The organism is Clostridium sp. UBA1056 (assembly GCA_002316385.1).
GTDB lineage: Bacteria > Bacillota > Clostridia > Clostridiales > Clostridiaceae > Clostridium_J.
The window spans coordinates 88,029-108,598 of the sequence record DCDL01000054.1; the positions used below are offsets into that span (position 1 = coordinate 88,029).

The following is a 20,570-nucleotide window of genomic DNA, read 5'->3' on the forward strand; positions in this document are numbered from 1 at the left end:
TAAAAAAATAGGAGAAGTAATCTTCTCCTACATAAAAATATATATGATTATTCGCTTTTAAGGTTGAATTTTTTCATAAACTTGTCAACTCTTCCACCAACGTCAACATTCTTTTGTTTACCTGTAAAGAATGGATGACATTTTGAACAAATATCAACTTTTAATTCTGGCTTAACAGAACCTGTTACAAAAGTATTTCCACAAGCACATTTAACTACAGCTTCGCTGTTATAGTTTGGATGTATTCCTTCTTGCATTTCATTTCACCTCTTTCGATATAACATATATACCCGTATTATCAACTATTAGATTATAACATAGAGATAGTATAAGGTCAATATGATTATTAATTGTATTAATATATAAATTATTTGTCTAAAATTTAATTTTAATACAATTATATCAAGGTTTTATAATGGTGTTAAATTAAGAATTTATTTCAGGCAAAATACCAGTATTCTATTCATTCTAAATTAATTATCAATATTATACTATATATAATATTTAAAAAAATATACTCACAATATTAATTTGATTAATGGAGTTTTTTCTAATAAAATAATATTATATGATTAATTGATGGACTTTGGAGGAATATTACTATGAGTAAACTGTATTTTAGGTATGGAGCAATGAATTGTGGGAAATCTACTAACCTTCTTCAAGTAGCTTATAACTATGAAGAAAGAGGAATGAAAGCGATAATAATTAAACCTAAGACGGATACAAAAGGTGGCAACAAAATTGTATCTAGACTTGGGGTTACAAAGGAAGTAGATTTAAGCTTTAATAAAGGCGAAAATATTTTTACTACTGTAGAAAGTTATATAGAAGAAAATGGACAAGTTCATTGCATATTGGCAGACGAAGTTCAATTTTTTACAAGAAATCAAATTGATGAAATGTTTATGATAGCAGTTAAATTAAATATACCTGTGATATGTTATGGATTAAGAACTGATTTTCAAATGGAGGGGTTTGAAGGAAGTGAAAGGCTTTTATTAATTGCTCATAGTTTAGAGGAGCTGAAAACAATTTGTAAGTGTGGTAAAAAGGCTATATTGAACGGAAGAAAGATTAATGGAAAATTTGTCTTTGAAGGAAACCAAGTTGCTATTGATAATGAAGATAATGTAGAGTATGAATCTCTTTGTCCACAATGCTATATTAAATATCAAGAAGAAGCATCAAGGAGTAAGCAATAGCTAGAATAATAGATTACTTATAACAAAACAATATTAAGAAATTAAAAATAAAGCAGAAGGTAGGTGTTAGAATGGAGAAAAAGACAACGGTTGGCGGACAGGCGGTTATAGAAGGAGTAATGATGAGAGGCTCTAAGGGTCTTGCTACTGCGGTAAGACTTCCAAATGGTCACATTGAGGTAAAGAAAGAATCAAGTAAAAGCTTAACTAAGAAAAACAAATTTTTTGGACTTCCTATAATTAGAGGCTTTATATCTCTTATAGAATCTTTAATTATAGGGATAAAAAGCTTGGAATTCTCAGCATCCTTTTTTGAGGATGATGAAGAATCAGAATCTAAATTTGATAAGTGGTTTGATAAAACTTTTAAAGATAAAGGTAGTAGTGTGCTTATGGGTATATCATTAGTAATTTCCTTAACCTTTGCTGTATTATTATTTTTCATTTTACCAACAGCATTAACTAGTTTGGTGAAGATAAAAATAACATCTAATGTTATTGTGTTAAATGTTGTAGAAGGAATAATAAGAGTTATAATATTTCTAGCGTATATCTTTCTTGTTGGAAAATTAGAGGATATAAAAAGAGTGTATCAATACCATGGAGCAGAACATAAAACTATATTCTGTTATGAGAGTGGTATAGAATTAACACCAGAGAATGCTAAAAAATTTGGTAGACTCCATCCAAGATGTGGAACTAATTTTCTATTTTTAGTTATGGTTATTAGTATAGTTATATTTTCATTCACAGGATGGCAATCTATAGGTGGAAGAATAGTTTCAAGAGTATTATTATTACCTGTAGTATCTGGAGTAACTTATGAGGTTATAAAATGGCTTGGAAAGAGTGAGAGTAAAATAGCTAAAATCGTTGCGTGGCCAGGACTGCTTTTACAGAAAATAACAACAAAAGAACCAGATGAATCTATGCTAGAAGTTGCAATAACTTCATTGAAGGCGGCTGAGGGCTTAGAATGAATTATAGTGAATGAGGAATAATATGAATATAAATGAAGCATTAATAAAAGCATATGATATATTAAAGAGCAATGATATCGAATCATACATGATAGATTCACAACTTCTATTGTGTAAAGTTTTAAATGTAGAAAAATTGTATATAATTATAAATAGGTCTGAGGAGTTAGCTCCTGATAAGGAGCAAGAGTTCTTTAGATTTGTGAATTTAAGAAGTCAGAAGAGACCTATGGCATATATTTTAGAGCAAGTTGAATTCATGGGTATTGATTTTTATATAAAAGAAGGGGTACTGATACCAAGGCCAGATACAGAAATTCTAGTAGAAGAGTGCATTTCTATAATAAAGAAAAATAACTTAAATTTAATATGTGATATGTGTTGTGGAAGTGGGGCTATTGGAATTTCTGTAGGGCATTATGTAGAAGATAGTAAATTGTGGCTATATGACATAAGTGAAGTAGCATTGCATGTAACTGAAAAAAATGTTTCTAATCTAGATTTAGGAGAAAATACCAATGTAAATAAGAGTGATTTATTTCAATTACCAATAAGAGAAGGCTTAAAGTTTAATATGATAGTATCGAATCCACCATATATTAAGGAAGAAGTAATTCCTACACTTATGGAAGACGTTAAGGATTATGAACCGCATTTAGCTCTTTCAGGAGGAAAGGATGGTCTTGACTTTTATAAAAGAATATGTAGAGAGGGTAAGAGTGTATTATACCCTAGTGGATATTTATGCTTTGAAATAGGGCATGACCAAGAAAAAGAAGTAAAATATATCATGGAAAATGAAGGATTTATTGATATATATAGTTTAAAGGACTTGAGTCAAAACTATCGTGTGGTTATAGGAAAATTACCATAAGTCATATTTTTATGATATAATATTATGATGTAAAAAATGTAGATTTATGATTAGATTACGGAGAGTGTTATATATATGTTAGAGAGATTAGATTTTTTAGAGAACAAATATGATGAATTGTCAAATAAAATTAGTGATCCTAGCGTGATGGCTAATCAAAAGGAATGGCAAAAGCTTTGTAAAGAGCATGCAGAGTTAGAGCTAATAGTAGGAAAGTACAGAGAGTACAGAGATGCTGAAAATTCATTAGCTGAAAATAAAGAAATGTTAAATGAAGAATCAGACAGAGAAATGAGAGAGATGATTCAAGAGGACATAAAAGCATTAGCAGAGCAGTGTGAGAAGGCTAAGGAAGAAATAAGAATATTATTACTACCTAAAGATCCTAATGATGATAAAAACGTATTTATAGAAATAAGAGGTGGAGCTGGTGGAGACGAAGCTGCTCTATTTGCTGCAAACTTATTTAGAATGTATACAAGATATGCAGAGCGTAACAGATGGAAAGTTGAAATAATGAGTGCTAATGAAACTGATATCGGTGGATTTAAAGAAGTAGTATTTATGGTTAAGGGTGATAAAGCCTATAGCAAATTAAAATATGAAAGTGGAGTACACAGAGTTCAAAGAGTACCAGACACAGAATCTAGTGGTAGAATCCACACCTCTACATCCACTGTTGCAGTACTTCCAGAAGTTGAAGACGTAGATATAGATATTAATATGAATGATATAAAAATAGATGTATTTAGAGCTTCAGGAAATGGAGGACAATGCGTTAATACAACAGATTCAGCAGTAAGAATGACTCACTTACCAACAGGCCTTGTGGTTTCATGTCAAGATGAAAAATCACAGCTTAAAAATAAAGAAAAAGCTATGAAGATATTGAGAGCTAGACTATATGAAGCAGCAGAAGCAGAAAGAGCTAAGGGAATTGCTGATGACAGAAAGAGCCAAGTTGGAACTGGTGATAGAAGTGAAAGAATCAGAACCTATAACTATCCTCAAGGAAGAGTTTCAGACCATAGAATAGGATTAACTCTTTATAAACTTGAAGCTTTCCTAGATGGAGAGATAGATGAAATGCTAGATGCTTTAATAACTGCTGATCAAGCTGAGAAAATGAAAGCTATGGGAAATAGTATTTAGGTCTTAAATTCTGTAAGGTGGAGGATTACTTGATGGATATAGATAAAGTCCTAAAGAAGCAAAAAAAATCTTACAAAAGGTTTATGCTATCTATGGGCTTTATTTTTATAGTATTGCCCACAGTATTGTTTATAACTAGACAGATAAATATATTTTTCATTATTTATCTTTGTATTGTTGAAGGGCTAATATTCGTTTCTGTAGTAATAAGATATAATGAAGAGTATTTAAAATTTGAAGTGTATGAAGATAAAATGGTCATAGCTATTTTAGGTGGTAGAATAAAATATAAAATCCATTGTAATAAAGTGGTAATTATTCATACTATACCTCAAGAAAAATACTTTGATATATTAATAATAACAAAGTCTAAGTTCAGAAATAAAAGGTTGAGAATTGTTACTAATAAGGTGTTAGATAGATTTCCAGACATAGGAAAACACTATACTAAAGTAAAAATGCCTAATGATGGCGATTATTATTATTTTGTGGTAAAAAGAGGTGGCATAAAGAAATATATGCTATTAGATCTTATTTTTAAGTATTGTGTAAGTGCTGTTTTTACTGAAAATGCTATAATGCATATAAAAGAATATAGAAAACAGAATAAAATATAGGATTTATAAATATATTTTACTATCAATAATTTTCCAGGAGGAATTATGAATAGTACTATATTTATAATAGGAATTTTTTCTGCTGTAATATCTTTAATAGGAACTATGGTTGGTGCATTAATTGGAGTGTCCTTAGAAAATCCTACTGACAAGTTATTAGGAATTTTATTAGCAATTGCTACAGGTATAATTATATCTATAATTTTTTTAGAACTTATACCAGAGTCAATTGACAAGATAGGCTTTATTAAAACTCTCATAGTTATAATTATTGGAATAATAGTTATATATTCCATAGACTGTTTAATTAAAGTAAGTAGCAATAGAGATAATAGAAATCCTAATATGATAAATCATACCAAGGTTGCAATACTTATGGCTCTGGGCTTAATGATGCATAATTTTCCAGAAGGCATTATAATGGGATTTGGATTTGTTAAGGGGTCAGGATTAGGTATAAAAATGAGTATATTAATATCTATTCACGATGTACCAGAAGGAATTGCCATGGCTGCTCCATTAATAGCTGCTGGGAAGAGTCGCTTTAAAGTTCTGTGGTACAGTTTTTTAGTAGCTTTTCCAACTATTATAGGAGCTTGGATAGGTATATTAGTGAATTCTATATCATCTGCATTCTTAGGCTATAGTATTGCTTTTGCCAGTGGAATTATGCTTTATGTAGCCTTTGGACAGATGCTTCCAGAAAGTAATGAATTGCATAGCAGTTATACAAATGCCATGTGGATTATATTGGGAATCATATTTGGATTTGTAATGATAAATTTATTTTAAGGTATTATTGAAGTAGGTGTTAATAGGGATGAAAACAAAAGTTGTGATGTTAAGTGAGAAAGCTCCAGATGAGAATGTAATAAAGGAAGCAGGAAAAGTTATAAGAGATGGTGGACTTGTAGCCTTCCCTACAGAAACTGTATATGGCTTAGGTGCTAATGCATTGGATAGAGAAGCTGTAGCTAAAATTTTTGAAGCTAAGGGTAGGCCACAGGACAATCCGCTTATAATCCATGTGGGAGATTATAATATAAATCCATACGTTAAAAATATACCAACTGTAGCAAAGAAAATAATGAATAAGTTTTGGCCAGGACCAATAACTATAATACTTGAAAAAACTGATTTAATTCCTGAGGTTACTAGTGCAAACCTGTCTACAATAGGAATTAGAATGCCACAAAATAGTATTGCTATAAATTTAATAAAAGCGGCTGGAGTACCTATAGCAGCACCTTCAGCTAATATATCTGGTAGACCTAGTCCTACAGATATGGAAAGTTGTGTTGAGGATTTAGAAGGGAAGGTAGATTACATATTAGGTGGAGAGAATAGTATTGTTGGTGTAGAATCAACCATAGTAGATTGTACAGTTTCTCCTATATGTATATTGAGGCCTGGAGCTATAACTTTAGAGATGTTAAGAGAAATAGAGGATCAGGTTTACATAGATCCATCTATATTATCAAAGCCGACAAAAGACTTTAAGCCTAAGGCACCTGGAATGAAATACAGGCATTATGCACCAAAAGCACCAGTGAAGATAGTAGATGGTGATATAGATAAGGTAGTTGCAAAAATTAATGAAATGGTATTAAATTATATTGAGCAGGGTAAAAATGTTGGAATTATTGCTACTGATGAAACAAAGAATATGTATAATAGAGGAGCTGTTGTTTCTGTTGGCGCAAGATGTGACATAGAAGATGTAGGTAAAAATTTATTTAGAGTTTTAAGAGGTTTTGATAGCTTAGATATTGATATAATTCTTTGCGAAGCTTTTGAAGAAATCGGAGTAGGCACAGCTGTTATGAATAGGCTTAAAAAAAGTGCAGGATTTAATATATTAAATGTGTAATTGGAGGTAAGAATATGAAAATAGCAATTGGCAGTGATCATGGTGGATTAAGACTAAAAAAAGAAGTGATTAAACACCTAGAGAAAAAGAACATAGAAGTTAAGGACTATGGTACATACACAGAGAATTCTTGTGACTATCCAGATTTTGCAGAAAAAGTAAGCGAAGCTGTAGTGGCTAAGGAGTATGATTATGGAATTCTAATATGTGGTACAGGGATTGGTATAAGTATATCAGCCAATAAAATACCAGGGGTAAGAGCTGCCCTTTGCAGTGATACTTTTAGTGCACATGCAACCAGAGAGCATAATAATGCAAATATATTAGCCATGGGAGAAAGAGTTGTAGGAATAGGTCTCGCCTTAGATATAGTTGATGCATTTCTTGGTTCAACCTTTGAAGGTGGAAGACACGAAAATAGGGTTAACAAGATAATGGAAATAGAAAAAAAATATAATAAATAATCTTAGGAGGATGAGGAACATATGAGTAAAGTTACACAAATTGCCCACCCATTAATACTACATAAATTATCATTTATGAGAGATAAAAATACGGGGTCTAAGGACTTTAGAGAGTTGGTAGAGGAAGTTGCTATGCTTATGGCATATGAGGTTACTAGAGATATGCAACTAGAAGAAGTTGAAATTGAAACTCCTATAGGCCTTACAAAATGTAAAGTTCTTGCAGGGAAAAAATTAGCTATAGTACCTATATTAAGAGCAGGACTTGGAATGGTTGATGGAATGCTTAAGCTTATACCAGCAGCTAAAGTTGGACACATAGGTATGTATAGAGATGAGGAAACTTTAATGCCAGTAGAATACTTCTGTAAGTTACCTCAAGATATAGAAGAGAGAGATATTATAGTAACTGATCCAATGCTTGCGACTGGAGGCTCAGCTATAGATGCAATAAATGCTCTTAAGAAAAGAGGAGCTAAAAATATAAGACTTATGTGTCTTGTTGGAGCTCCAGAAGGAATAAAAGCTGTTATGGAAGCTCATCCAGATGTAGATATATATTTAGCATCAATTGATGAAAAATTAAATGAACATGGATATATTGTTCCTGGACTTGGTGATGCTGGAGACCGTTTATTCGGAACTAAATAGTATATTATTAAGCTTATAGTAGAACCCTGATTAGATTTAAATTTCTATTCAGGGTGCTTTCTTGTATAAATAAAACAAGCTCTAGCAATTACTAGAGCTTGTTTTTATATAAGTAGGTAAATTTTTTATTATATTGGGGGAAAGGGATGTTATTTACCAAAATATCTTTGTAATAAACCATTGAAAGCAGCACCATGTCTAGCTTCATCTTTACACATTTCATGAACTGTGTCATGGATTGCATCTAAGTTTAATTTTTTAGCTAATGTAGCAAGATCTTTCTTACCTTGGCAAGCACCGTGCTCAGCATCAACTCTCATTTGTAAGTTAGTTTTTGTATCAGCCACAACTACTTCTCCTAATAATTCAGCAAATTTAGCTGCGTGCTCAGCTTCTTCAAAAGCTATTCTCTTATAAGCCTCAGCTACTTCAGGATATCCTTCTCTATCTGCTTGACGGCTCATTGCTAAGTACATTCCAACTTCTGTACATTCTCCAGTAAAGTTAGCTCTTAATCCTTCGATTACTTCTGGATCAACTTCTGATGCAACTCCGATTTTGTGTTCATCAGCCCAAGCAAGGTTTCCTTCTGATTTTTCTACGAATTTATCAGCTCCTGCCTTACATACTGGACAAACCTCTGGAGCTGAAGCTCCCTCGTGAATATAACCACAAACTGTACATACAAATTTTTTCATAAATATTTCCTCCTTAAATCTTTTATTATATTAATTTTTATTGTATTTCTCTTGCTGTATTTATCTTATGAACTCATTATATACTATTAAATAATAATTATCAATAGAAAATTATTATTTTTTAATATTTTTTTAAGAGCAATGAAAAACACTATAAGATTATTATATTATATAGTTGTATTAATGCCACAGTATATGCGGTATTTTAATATAAAGTTCAAACTTACATAGAATATAGATATCGATTTCAAAGGTTTATTTACATAATTAAGATTTATATATTTAAATTACAAGAATTTGATATTGAAGAGGATTGTGTGTATCAAAGTTAGAAGAAAAAGAATATTATAAATAGGTATAAAATAATTACTGGTTTTATATTTATAGGTACATATAATAATAAGTATACTTAAAAACTCATGAGTTATCATTCTTAAGAATGAAGAAGGAATTTCTATGGGTATACACAATAGTGATAAAAGCAAGATTTAGTTGTGTTGATGAGCAAAGCTATAAAATAGAGATCTTAAATATAGCAGAGACATAAAAAGAAAATTTAGTATAAGTAAATTAAATAAAGCTTTTAATTGTTTATCATAGTTAAATGTAGTAATCCTTTGTTTTTCTAATTAAGGCTTACTGCATTTTTATTTTAAATCATACATCTTTAATTTAAATTTTATTTTTTCTCATTATATATAATAAAATACCTATCATAATGATAATATATATATATTTTACAAATACATTATTCCTATTTAGAATAAAAGTGAGAGAACAATTCGTACAATAACGAAAAATAAAGATAGGAGATTTAAGATCATGGAAAATGCGTCAAAAAAATATTCAAAAGTATTATGGTAACTATTTAAGTCAACTTTTTCCCTCAGTGCATTTACCTTTGGTGGTGGCTTTGTAATAGTGTCATTGATGTAAGTTAAGCAAACTAATACATGAATAGTAAAGTACTATCATATAAATAATAAGATAATATATTAGAGAAAGCATACTATATAGTAGATGTATAAATGATAAAATATACAATGCTATGCAAAACATTTGTAATTAATTTAAGTATAGAAAACTTAGTAATAAGGTACACTAAAAACAAGTTTAAATGAATAAAAATAGAAAATTATATAGAAAATAATGATTCTATATATGGTAATGGCTCTTATTAGTTAGAATTTTGAATGAATAAATATTAATTTAATCAATATCGAGTAATATTAGCGTAGATAGTTATTTTCATAAGAGTCCATATTAAAAGAAAGTTGTATACGATAAATAGTTTATGTATACAATATGTGTATATTAATGTATTTTTATTACTATAAATTATAGTTAATGGACTTTAGTAGAATTATTAGGATCTACTAAGGCTTGTTTTGTTTACAATTCTTTTAATTAAGAAAAAAAATGATACTTTAAATTCTTTTGATTGCTTATTGTAAATTTTCAGTCTTAACAGAAAAATGAATAAAAGTCATTGTTTATAATCCTTTTATTACAAAAGCTCAAAAAATGTAGTAAAGCAGAGATAGCTTGCACTATTATTGAATATTTATCTGTTTAGGAGTAATTTGCCCTAATTCGGTGAAAATTTAGGTTTTAGAAGATGTCCACATAGATGTATAATAGCATATATGAAAAAAGCGAGGTGATCCAATCCAATGAATAAAGAATGCTTAGATATTACCAAACTTGTTGGTTTATTTGACTTTATTATAGGAATTATAGTTTCATTAATTTTAATGCTATTCTTCGGGGGGATATCCTGGTTTTTTCTATTAGGGATAGTTTGTAGTTTTGTAAATTTTATTGTTAATTCATTTACAACTCAAATGATTATTATGAGGGATAAGAGATTTAAAGGCCTATTAATACTTTTATCTTATGTTGTTAGGATAGGACTTGTATGTGGAATATCTCTCGCTATCATTAAAGAAAGTGAGGTGAGCTTTTTTATTTTTATTGCAGGATATACGGCTCAGCTATTAGCTGTGTTATGCTATGGATTTAGCTTAAAGAGCCAGGAAGGAGTGTGATGTTATGGAGGAGATGGCGCCTTTGTTTGCACTTAATCTATTTGGGTATGAATATCAAGTTACGTCTGCATTATTTATCCAATGGGTAGTCATTGCAATTGCATTGGTTTTATCTATTCTATATAGTAGGAAAGTTAAAAGAATTCCTGGGAAAATACAAAGTGTTGTAGAAATGGGAATAGAATTTTTATCTAACGTAGTCAAAGACAATATGGGGCCAGAGTCAAGCGCCTTTATTCCTTACATTGGATCCTTAGGAATTTATTTATTTTTATTAAATATGGTAGGACTATTTGGAATAAAACCGCCTACTTCAGATTACAGTGTAACTTTGGGAATTGCACTTACAACTTTTTTTGTAATTCAGGGATACACTATAAAGAAGCTAGGACTTTCGGGTTATTTCAAAGGATATGCATCTCCTGTGCCATTATTGCTACCAATAAACATAATGGAGAGATTTATGCTTCCAATATCATTGAGTCTGAGACTTTTTGGAAATATATTTGCAGCAACAATGATCATGGAACTTTTGTATGGCGCTCTTACAGGAATAAACTTTATTGCTGCAATAGGCTTACCGATACCGTTCCATTTCTATTTTGATATATTTGATGGAACTATACAAATGATTATTTTTGTAATGTTAACAATGATTAATATTAAAATTACAGCGGAACACTAAAGTTTTAAATTTAATTTTATCTAAATACTAGTATAAATAGTTAAGATTTAATTATTATAAGTATATACAATATTTACGTTTAAGGAGGAATTACAAATGGATTCAGCAGCTTTTATAGCAGGTATGTCAGCAATAGGAGCAGGTATAGCAGCTCTTGCAGTTATAGGTGGAGGATTAGGAACAGGAAATGCTACTGGTAAAGCAGTAGAAAGTATAGCTAAACAACCAGAAGCAAGCAGTAAGATAATGAGTGCTTTAATAGTAGGGGGAGCTCTATCAGAAGCTACAGCTATATATGGATTTTTACTTGGATTATTATTAATATTATTCGGAGTAAAAGGCTAATATCTTAGTAAAAAATATTGAGAAGGAGGGTGAGATTCCATATCTTAATTAGTTAATATTTTTAATAGTATAAGGCATTAAGCTTGTTTAAATTTTATTATATTAATGATTAATGAAATAGGGTGGAATGAATTTTATGAAGATTGATTTAGGTATGATAATACCAGCAACCATCAATTTCTTTATATTTTATTTAATACTAAGAAAGTTTGTATTTAATAAAACTTTGGCAGTTATCAATTCTAGAAAAGAAGAAGTAGAAAGTGCTTTTAAAAAGGCTAGAGATGAAGAAAAAAGAGCAGAATTATTAAAGCAAAAATACGACGAAGATGTTGTAAGATATAGAAATGATGGCTTGGAATTAGTAGAGAGTTATAAGCGAAAGGCTGATAAAATCTATGCTGAGGTAATTGAAGATTCACAAAGAGAAGTAGTTAACATAAAAGAGCGAGCTACTAAGGAAATCAAAAGAGAAAGAGAAAAAGCTAACAAAGAGATTAAACAAGAGATTATAGACCTATCAATGAAACTTGCTGAGAAGACTTTAGAAAAAGAAATCGACGAAGAAAATCATAGGGAATTAATTGATAAGTTTATAACTAAGGTAGGTATTTAAAAATGTATGAATTTTTAGATAGGAGATACGCTCTAGCACTTTATGAAACATGTAAAGAAGCAGGCAATGTAGAAACTGTTTTAGAAGAGTTAGGTGAAATAGTTGAGGAATTAGATAATAATGAAGGACTTAAAAAAATTATTAGAAATCCTCAAATTAATAAACATAATAAAAAGAGAATATTCGAAGAGTTATTTAAGGGTAAGATAGAGGATGAGCTTTTAAGCTTTTTACTATTACTTATAGATAAGGGAAGAATCCTTTATTTAAAAGAAAAGTATGTTCAATTTAGAATAATTTACCTTAAGAATAATAATACTGTTGTAGCTAAAATTAAGTCTGTAATTCCATTAAATGATACAGAGAGAGAAGCTATCAGAAATAAATTAGAAAAACACTATGAAAAGAAAATAATAATAGAAGAAGAAATAGATAGAACTCTCATAGGTGGATTACTCATCAATGTAGGAGATGAGACAATTGATGGAACTATTAAGACTAAACTTATGGACCTTAAGAATATATCAGAAGGTAATGTAAGTAGATATAATTTCAATGAGCTTAATAAACAATTATTAGCAGATGTTATAACAAACAAACCTCTGAATGAAGAGGAACTAAAAAAAATAAGAGGCTGGTTAATAGAATTTTATGACAGGGAAATCATTATAGATAACATAGTAGATGAATCTTATAAGGATGGCATCAAAATTGTCATAGGTGAAGATGTAACTACAAAAGCTACAATTGATGAGATAGTTAATAGTGAAGGAACTAAAATAAAAAGAGTAAGACCAGAAGATTGTATTATAGACTTAGAGGAAAAGGGTAAGATACTTAATGCTACAGTTAGAACGGTAATCCCTCTAACTGAAAAAGAAAGAATTAAGTTAAAAGAGGGACTCGAGAAGTTCTATGATAGAAAAATAGTAATCCATGAAGAGATAGACGATAGTATAGTTGGTGGAGTATTAGTCAAAATAGGAAATGATATTACTGATGGAACATTAAAAAGTAAGCTTAGATATGTTACAAATGACATGGAGTAGAAGCTTTAAATCGTGGTAAGAATAGAGGTGGAATCATGCATATTAAACCAGGTGAGATAACGTCTATTATAAAAAGAGAATTAGATAGATATGAAAGTCATATTAACACTATAGATTCTGGAACCATCATTCAAATTGGAGATGGTATAGCTAGAATTTATGGATTAGATAATTGTTTAGGAGGCGAGCTACTAGAGTTCCCTAATAATGTATATGGAATTGCCCTAAACTTAGAGCAAGATAACGTTGGATGTGTATTATTAGGTTCCGAAGAAGGGATAAGAGAAGGAGATATAGTAAAAAGAACAGGTAGAGTTGTAGAAGTACCTGTTGGAGAAGCTCTTGTAGGAAGAGTTGTAGATTCTCTAGGAAATCCTATCGATGGTGACGGAGCGATAGTAGCTTCAGAGTATAGGGCTGTAGAAATAGAAGCTCCAGGAGTTATAGAAAGACAATCAGTAAAAAGTCCTATGCAAACAGGAATTAAAGCTATAGATTCTATGATTCCAATTGGAAAAGGTCAAAGAGAGTTAATTGTAGGAGATAGGCAGACAGGTAAAAGTGCAATAGCTATAGATGCTATCATAAACCAAAAGGGTAAGAATGTAACTTGTGTTTATGTAGCTATAGGTCAAAAGCAATCAACTGTTGCTAATATAGTTAATACACTAAAAGCAGAGGGTGCTATGGACTATACAATAGTTGTAGCTGCAACAGCATCACAATCTGCATCACTTCAATATTTAGCACCTTTTGCCGGATGTTCAATGGCTGAATATTTCATGTATAAAGGTGGAGACGCTCTTATAGTATATGATGATTTGTCTAAGCATGCTGTTGCTTATAGAACCATGTCATTATTACTTCGTAGACCACCAGGAAGAGAAGCTTATCCAGGAGATGTATTCTATCTTCATTCAAGACTTCTAGAAAGAGCTGCAAAGCTTTCTGACAGCTTAGGAGGAGGATCATTAACTGCTCTTCCGATAATAGAAACTTTAGCAGGAGATGTTACAGCATATATCCCTACAAACGTAATATCAATAACAGATGGTCAAATTTTCTTAGAAGCTGACTTATTCCATGCAGGTCAAAGACCAGCAGTAAATGCTGGTATTTCAGTATCTAGGGTTGGAGGAAATGCGCAAATTAAAGCTATGAAGCAAGTATCATCAACTCTTAGAATAGAACTTGCACAATATAGGGAGCTTGTAAACTTTACTCAATTCGGATCAGATTTGGATAAGGAAACAGTTAAGAGACTTGAAAAAGGTAAGAGACTTATAGAGATATTAAAGCAAGAGCAATATGCTCCTATGGATGTAGAGAAGCAGGTAATAATAATCTACTGTGGAGTAAATGATTTCTTAAGTGACGTTCCAGTTCATAAGGTTAAAGCTTTTGAGAAGGAATTCTTAGAATATATATATACTCATCATAGGGATATTCCCAATGCTATAAAAGAAAAAAAAGAATTAGATTCAGAAATAGAAGAAAAACTTAATATGGCCATAGCTGAATTTAAAAAGGTATTTTTGGCTGGAATTTAGAGATATCACCTAAATTTTTAGGAGGTGACAATATGGGCGTTGCAGGATTAGTTATTTTAAAAAAGAGAATAAAATCTATAGAGAATACGAAAAAGCTTACTAAGGCTATGGCTTTAGTAGCAACATCTAAGCTAAAAAAGGTAAGAGTATCGTTATATACAAATGACACATATTTTAGAAACTATAAAGAAGTTATGAACGAAATAATTCCGTCACTACCAAAGGAAAATAGATATATGCAATCTAATGGAAGTGAAAAGAAATTAATTATAGTTATAACTTCAGATATGGGGATGTGCGGTGCCTATAATAATAATGTTATAGATAAGCTTGAAGAAATAACTAAAGGCCATGAAGAAGATTATTTAATAGCAGTTATTGGTGAAAAAGGTAAAAGCTTAGTTAAAAGACATGGACTTAAAACATTAGATGAGTATAATCAAACTATTTCTGATGTACCTACATCTAGTGAAGCTAAGAGTATCTTTGAATATAGCTTCAATATGTTTAGAGAAGAAAAAGTAGGAGAAGTAATTATACTTTATACTTGGTTTAAAAATCCGATAGTAAAGGAACCTAAAGAATATAGATTACTACCTCTTGCTTTTGAAGAAAGTGAACAAGACCATATTGGTGAAGATGAATTTGATATAGAAGGGAATAAGGAAGAGCTTATAGAGTCAATAGTTCCATCCTATTGTAACGCAATGATACTTAATGCAATGATAAATTCTAAAGCATCAGAGCAGGGAAATAGAATGGAAACAATGAATAGTGCGACTCAAAATGCAGACGACTTAATAGCTTCTTTAAGGTTAAAATATAATAGGGTTAGACAAGGTGCTATTACTCAAGAAATTTCTGAAATTATTGGTGGAGCAGAAGCACAAAGTTAATAAGTTATTATATAATAGCCTAAATAATTTATCTGATGTCTAGTTACTGTAACACTTCTGACTTTTATTAAGATGGAAGTGTTACAGTGATTAGACCCTAGATAAGTTCAACTAAACTTCAGAAGGGGATCAAACTCCATCTAAAAGCTTAGTTTCACTTGATATTATAAAAAGTATAGATAGGAGGAGTTACATTTAACTTGTATTGTAACATAGTTATATGTAGCAGATTAATATGGCACAACGTATTGGTAAGGTAGTTCAAATTATTGGACCAGTAATAGATATAAAATTTGATACAGATTCATTGCCTAACATTTATAATGCTATCCAAATAAAGATGGATGGTAGAGTTATAGTTGCTGAAGTTGAACAACATATAGGAGATGATATAGTTAGAACTATATCTATGGAGTCAACAGATGGACTTAAGCGTGGAGTTAAGGCTATAGATACAGGAAGACCTATTGAAGTACCTGTAGGAGAACAGGTACTTGGAAGATTATTTAATGTATTAGGTCAACCTAAAGATGAAAAAGGTCCTCTTGAAACTAATAAATATTACACAATTCATAGACCAGCTCCAAGTTTTGCAGAACAATCAGTAGAGCCAGAAATGTTTGAGACTGGTATAAAGGTTATAGATTTAATAGCACCATATCAAAAGGGTGGAAAGATTGGACTTTTCGGTGGTGCCGGAGTTGGTAAGACTGTACTTATACAGGAATTGATTAACAATATAGCTAAAGAACATGGTGGATTATCAGTATTTACTGGTGTAGGAGAACGTACAAGAGAAGGAAATGACTTATATAATGAAATGGTAGAGTCAGGTGTTATTAATAAAACCGCCTTAGTATTTGGTCAAATGAATGAATCTCCGGGAGCTAGAATGAGAGTTGCACTTACAGGACTTACTATGTCTGAGCACTTCAGAGATCAAGGTCAAGACGTATTATTATTTATAGATAATATATTTAGATTCACTCAGGCTGGTTCAGAGGTTTCTGCATTATTAGGTAGAATACCAAGTGCGGTAGGATATCAGCCAACTCTAGCAACAGAGATGGGTGCATTACAAGAACGTATAACATCTACTAACAGTGGTTCAATTACTTCTGTTCAAGCAGTATATGTTCCTGCCGATGACCTTACAGACCCAGCACCAGCTACTACATTTACTCACCTTGATGCTACTACAGTTTTATCTAGATCTATAGTAGAACTTGGAATATATCCAGCTGTTGATCCTCTAGAATCAAGTTCAAGAGTACTAGACCCTAGAATTGTTGGAGAAGAACATTATGAAATAGCTACTCAAGTAAAATATATTCTTGAAAGATATAAAGAACTTCAAGATATTATAGCTATATTAGGTGTAGATGAATTATCAGATGAAGATAAAGTTCTTGTTAATAGAGCAAGAAGAGTTCAAAGATTCTTATCTCAACCTTTTACAGTAGGAGAGCAATTCACTGGATTTAAGGGTAAATATGTTCCTATAAAAGAAACGATAAGAGGATTCAAGGAAATATTAGAGGGTAAATATGATAATTTACCAGAGTCAGCATTCTTGTTTGCAGGAACAATAGATGATGTTATAGAGAAGGCTAAGGCTTTGGGCTAATACTATTTTGGATGTGATAAAATATGAAAAAGGTCTTTAAGCTTATGATAATAACTCCAGAGAGTGAGTTTTTTAAAGGAGATGTAGTTTCTTTAAACTGTGAAACTACAGAAGGAAGATTAGGAATTCTTCCAGACCATTCTGCTGTTATTGCAGGACTTGTACCAACAATAACTACCTTTGAGGATGCTGATGGCAAGAAGCACAAAGTTAATACTTCAGATGGAATTTTAAAGGTAAGAAAAAATAGTGTTAGTATGCTTTGTACTACAGCACAGTGGGCAGAATAAATTTCGGGTACCATATATTTCAAATATTTGTATAATCTAAAAGGAGTACATTAAATAATCTATAAATTATTTGATGTACTCCTTTTAAATATAAATCAATAAGAAAATAATTTGGCTATGCTAATTAAGGGTCATAGATACTACTACTATGAGTACTTCATACTTTACAAGGTATTTAATGACACTATTCAAAATTAAATGATAAATATATCAAGGCTTACATCAATGTGACAATTGTGCAAAAGGTTAAATATTTAAAATGTTAACTTTTTGAATAGATTTATAGGAAAAAAGATAACTTTTTAAAATGTAAGCTATATAAAATGCTAACTTTTTATATAGTTTCATAGTGAAAATTCTATATACTTTATGCTATTCGAGAAAGCCTTTTAGTTTAGCATTTAAAGAGGCATTAGAGGTTAAGGAACTAAAGGAAGAGTTAAAAAGTTATATTATAAATGAAGAGAACTTTATGTTGGTTTAATAGAGCAGTTTTATAAGTATGCTGGCATAAAAATAATTTAAGATATAATATGAAGCTAAAAAGATGATTTATGTATTGAACATGAATTATCTTTTTTAAATTTAGTTTTTAAAGTTTTAATGATAATAATTTTTAATAAGTAATATAGTTTTCTATGAACACATTTTGAAAGTTATTATATATTATTAGTATAAATACAAATATTCTTTATTACATTATATTCAAATAGGAATAAAAAAAGTAAATAAGTCAATAATCTATACTAAGTAATTTATTCTTATATTAAGGTGGTATATGTATGAAGTTATATAGTAAGTTATTAATTATGATTATGTTCACATTAAGCATATTAGTTATAAGAGACGAAACCTTTTATGGAAATATTAAAGAAGATATGTTTAGTGGAATATTAGATAATGTAAATGTCTCTACTGAAGAATATGTAGTAGAGGGAAGGTTTTATAGTCAAGACAGTAAAAAAGATATATATAAAAGAATAGTTGCTAACATAGAGAAGACTATGGGACAAGTTTATCAAGAAGTTAATGAGGATTTAAGCTTTAAAATATATTATAACCAAGGAGAGTATGATGGTAGTATCTCAATAGCGGATTATGCTGAAGGATATAATGTTATACTAAGAATTTCTATTTGTAAACCTAATTTAGACATTAAAGAGGAAGAGTCTATAAGAAACGAGATTAAAGAGATTTTATCCCCAATTAATAGTAATGTGGAATACTCACTATACGTAAAAAGTAAAATCTTAAGTGGTACAATGGATGAAACAAGAGATGTGGTTTTAAAGCAATTGAATTTGAATAAAGCACAAAATATTGATGAAGTAAAAATAAATAATGGATATAGTATTATAGGTAATACAAACTTGTATGATAAACAAATAATACTAGGTAAGGAAATAGATTTTAACTGTGCTATAGTTAGATATTCCTCAGGATGCTATTTAATAATGGGGACACCTGTTATCGGGGTAACATACTAAGAAATAGCATTTAAAATGGAGGATTAACATGAGTAAGTTTTATATAAATGGAAACCGTAGATTAAAAGGAAGTGTAAACATAAGTTCATCTAAGAACGCTGTATTACCAATACTAGTATCGACTATACTAACAGACAGTGTATCAACTATAAATGGATCACCTATGTTAGAAGATGTATTTGTACTATGTGAGGTATTAAAATCCCTTTCAGCAGAGGTCAATATAGATAGGAATAATAATAGAATTAATATTAATACAAGAAACTTGAAATACGAAGGTATAGATAATGATTTAGTGAGGAAAATGAGGGCATCTTTCTTAGTTATAGGTGCTATGGTAGCTAGATTTGGAAAGGCTAAAATTTCTTTACCAGGAGGATGTAGAATAGGATCTAGACCTATAGATTTGCATTTAAAAGGATTAAAGGCTTTAGGGGCTACTATTAAAGAAGAGCATGGATATGTTGAAGTAATTGCAGACAAATTAATAGGTAATACAATTTATTTAGATTTTCCATCTGTAGGAGCTACAGAGAATTTGATGATGGCTGCTACCCTTGCAAAAGGGGATACTTATATAGAAAATGCAGCTAAAGAGCCTGAGATAGTAGATTTAGCCAATTTCTTAAACAGGATGGGAGCAAAGGTTGAAGGTGCAGGAAGTGGAAAGATATGCATAAAAGGAGTAAAAAAATTAAATGGAGTTTCATATACTCCTATATTTGATAGGATAGAAGCTGGAACATTTATAATAGCAGCACCTATTACAAAAAGTAAGATAACTATAGAGGGAGTTGATGAGGAGCATTTAAAGCCAGTGATAGTTAAATTATGTGAAATGGGTGTTAAGATTGAGGTATCAGGAAATAAAATGATTGTGGATGGAGATGTAGAATTAAAACCTACAGATATTATGACCATGCCTTATCCAGGATTTCCAACAGATATGCAATCTCAAATGATGACATTATTAAGCATTACTCCAGGTAGAAGCAGTGTCACAGAGACTATATTTGAAAATAGATTTATGCAAGTAGCCGAATTAAGAAGAATGGGTGCAAATATTAATGTCAATGGAAGGATTGCTACAATAGAAGGTGTGGGAGAACTCACAGGAGCAGAAGTGGTAGCGCCAGACTTAAGAGCCGGAGCAGGACTGATTTTAGCAGGATTATGTGCTAAGGGTGAGACCATAATAGATCATATATATCATATAGATAGAGGGTATGTGACTATAGAGGATAAGCTTACTGCGTTAGGTGCAGATATAACTAGAATATAATAGTATTTCATATAGCTCAGCTTTTAAAGAAAAGCTGGGCATTTTTATTTTAGGCACTATCAAATAAATAATAGATCAGTTTTCTCGCCTATTTNNGGATTTTAACTCCTTGTCTCATGACAAATATACTTCGAATCTTTGGTCTATTATTTATTTTCACATGCCTTAAAGTGACTTATAGAAA

22 protein-coding genes are annotated in these 20,570 nt (G+C 30.6%); 20 read left to right on the forward strand and 2 right to left on the reverse strand.

The annotated features are described in order from the left end of the window. Positions 1–47 precede the first annotated feature (47 nt). Positions 48–257 (reverse strand): 50S ribosomal protein L31, encoded by a 210-nt coding sequence (rpmE, locus tag B3W71_RS13570; protein WP_346889468.1) that lies wholly within the window; start codon positions 255–257, stop codon positions 48–50. Between the two features lie 345 nt (positions 258–602). Between rpmE and B3W71_RS13575 the strand changes: the two genes are divergently transcribed. From B3W71_RS13575 to upp, 9 genes are all read left to right on the forward strand, one after another. Further along, complete coding sequence (locus B3W71_RS13575; protein ID WP_346889469.1) at positions 603–1,205, forward strand: thymidine kinase; 603 nt, start codon at positions 603–605, stop codon at positions 1,203–1,205. A 71-nt stretch (positions 1,206–1,276) separates the two neighbouring features. Further along, complete coding sequence (locus tag B3W71_RS13580; RefSeq protein ID WP_346889470.1) at positions 1,277–2,185, forward strand: DUF1385 domain-containing protein; 909 nt, start codon at positions 1,277–1,279, stop codon at positions 2,183–2,185. A gap of 22 nt (positions 2,186–2,207) precedes the next feature. Continuing rightward, complete coding sequence (gene prmC, locus B3W71_RS13585) at positions 2,208–3,059, forward strand: peptide chain release factor N(5)-glutamine methyltransferase (RefSeq protein WP_346889471.1); 852 nt, start codon at positions 2,208–2,210, stop codon at positions 3,057–3,059. 75 nt (positions 3,060–3,134) lie between these two features. After that, the gene (gene prfA / locus B3W71_RS13590; protein ID WP_346889472.1) at positions 3,135–4,211 is read left to right on the forward strand and encodes a peptide chain release factor 1; all 1,077 of its coding nucleotides are present in this window, start codon (positions 3,135–3,137) and stop codon (positions 4,209–4,211) included. A gap of 32 nt (positions 4,212–4,243) precedes the next feature. Next, positions 4,244–4,828 carry a hypothetical protein gene (locus tag B3W71_RS13595; RefSeq protein WP_346889473.1) on the forward strand — a complete coding sequence of 195 codons (585 nt, stop codon included), beginning with the start codon at positions 4,244–4,246 and terminating at the stop codon, positions 4,826–4,828. A 45-nt stretch (positions 4,829–4,873) separates the two neighbouring features. Continuing rightward, complete coding sequence (locus B3W71_RS13600) at positions 4,874–5,620, forward strand: ZIP family metal transporter (protein ID WP_346889474.1); 747 nt, start codon at positions 4,874–4,876, stop codon at positions 5,618–5,620. Positions 5,621–5,648: 28 nt separating this feature from the next. Then, positions 5,649–6,698, forward strand: a complete 1,050-nt coding sequence (locus tag B3W71_RS13605) for an L-threonylcarbamoyladenylate synthase (RefSeq protein WP_346889475.1) — start codon at positions 5,649–5,651, stop codon at positions 6,696–6,698. A 14-nt stretch (positions 6,699–6,712) separates the two neighbouring features. Further along, a complete protein-coding gene (gene rpiB / locus B3W71_RS13610; protein WP_346889476.1) occupies positions 6,713–7,162 on the forward strand; it encodes a ribose 5-phosphate isomerase B in 450 nt (149 codons plus the stop codon). A 21-nt stretch (positions 7,163–7,183) separates the two neighbouring features. Beyond that, positions 7,184–7,813 carry a uracil phosphoribosyltransferase gene (upp, locus tag B3W71_RS13615; RefSeq protein ID WP_346889477.1) on the forward strand — a complete coding sequence of 210 codons (630 nt, stop codon included), beginning with the start codon at positions 7,184–7,186 and terminating at the stop codon, positions 7,811–7,813. 149 nt (positions 7,814–7,962) lie between these two features. On the opposite strand, the gene B3W71_RS13620 is transcribed toward upp, so the two are convergent. Beyond that, entirely contained in the window at positions 7,963–8,511 is a 549-nt protein-coding gene (locus tag B3W71_RS13620; protein ID WP_346889478.1) for an NADH peroxidase, read from the reverse strand. A 1,673-nt stretch (positions 8,512–10,184) separates the two neighbouring features. On the opposite strand from B3W71_RS13620, the gene B3W71_RS13625 reads away from it, so the two are divergent. The 11 genes from B3W71_RS13625 to murA all read left to right on the forward strand — a co-directional run bounded on the left by B3W71_RS13625 (position 10,185) and on the right by murA (position 20,386). Then, on the forward strand, positions 10,185–10,559 hold the full coding sequence (locus B3W71_RS13625; RefSeq protein ID WP_346889479.1) for an ATP synthase subunit I: 375 nt from the start codon (positions 10,185–10,187) through the stop codon (positions 10,557–10,559). 4 nt (positions 10,560–10,563) lie between these two features. Continuing rightward, a complete protein-coding gene (locus B3W71_RS13630; protein ID WP_346889480.1) occupies positions 10,564–11,244 on the forward strand; it encodes a F0F1 ATP synthase subunit A in 681 nt (226 codons plus the stop codon). A 96-nt stretch (positions 11,245–11,340) separates the two neighbouring features. After that, entirely contained in the window at positions 11,341–11,589 is a 249-nt protein-coding gene (atpE, locus tag B3W71_RS13635; RefSeq protein WP_346889481.1) for an ATP synthase F0 subunit C, read from the forward strand. 136 nt (positions 11,590–11,725) lie between these two features. Continuing rightward, on the forward strand, positions 11,726–12,205 hold the full coding sequence (locus B3W71_RS13640; RefSeq protein WP_346889482.1) for a F0F1 ATP synthase subunit B: 480 nt from the start codon (positions 11,726–11,728) through the stop codon (positions 12,203–12,205). A 2-nt stretch (positions 12,206–12,207) separates the two neighbouring features. Beyond that, positions 12,208–13,254 (forward strand): F0F1 ATP synthase subunit delta, encoded by a 1,047-nt coding sequence (locus B3W71_RS13645; protein WP_346889483.1) that lies wholly within the window; start codon positions 12,208–12,210, stop codon positions 13,252–13,254. A gap of 35 nt (positions 13,255–13,289) precedes the next feature. Next, on the forward strand, positions 13,290–14,804 hold the full coding sequence (atpA, locus tag B3W71_RS13650) for a F0F1 ATP synthase subunit alpha (RefSeq protein WP_346889484.1): 1,515 nt from the start codon (positions 13,290–13,292) through the stop codon (positions 14,802–14,804). A 32-nt stretch (positions 14,805–14,836) separates the two neighbouring features. After that, entirely contained in the window at positions 14,837–15,700 is an 864-nt protein-coding gene (gene atpG / locus B3W71_RS13655) for an ATP synthase F1 subunit gamma (protein ID WP_346889485.1), read from the forward strand. A gap of 235 nt (positions 15,701–15,935) precedes the next feature. After that, the gene (atpD, locus tag B3W71_RS13660) at positions 15,936–17,327 is read left to right on the forward strand and encodes a F0F1 ATP synthase subunit beta (protein WP_346889486.1); all 1,392 of its coding nucleotides are present in this window, start codon (positions 15,936–15,938) and stop codon (positions 17,325–17,327) included. Positions 17,328–17,350: 23 nt separating this feature from the next. Next, positions 17,351–17,617, forward strand: coding sequence for a hypothetical protein (locus B3W71_RS13665; RefSeq protein WP_346889487.1), 267 nt, complete (start codon positions 17,351–17,353; stop codon positions 17,615–17,617). Positions 17,618–18,399: 782 nt separating this feature from the next. Next, complete coding sequence (locus tag B3W71_RS13670; RefSeq protein ID WP_346889488.1) at positions 18,400–19,104, forward strand: hypothetical protein; 705 nt, start codon at positions 18,400–18,402, stop codon at positions 19,102–19,104. A 28-nt stretch (positions 19,105–19,132) separates the two neighbouring features. Next, entirely contained in the window at positions 19,133–20,386 is a 1,254-nt protein-coding gene (gene murA, locus B3W71_RS13675; RefSeq protein ID WP_346889489.1) for a UDP-N-acetylglucosamine 1-carboxyvinyltransferase, read from the forward strand. Positions 20,387–20,570 lie beyond the last annotated feature (184 nt).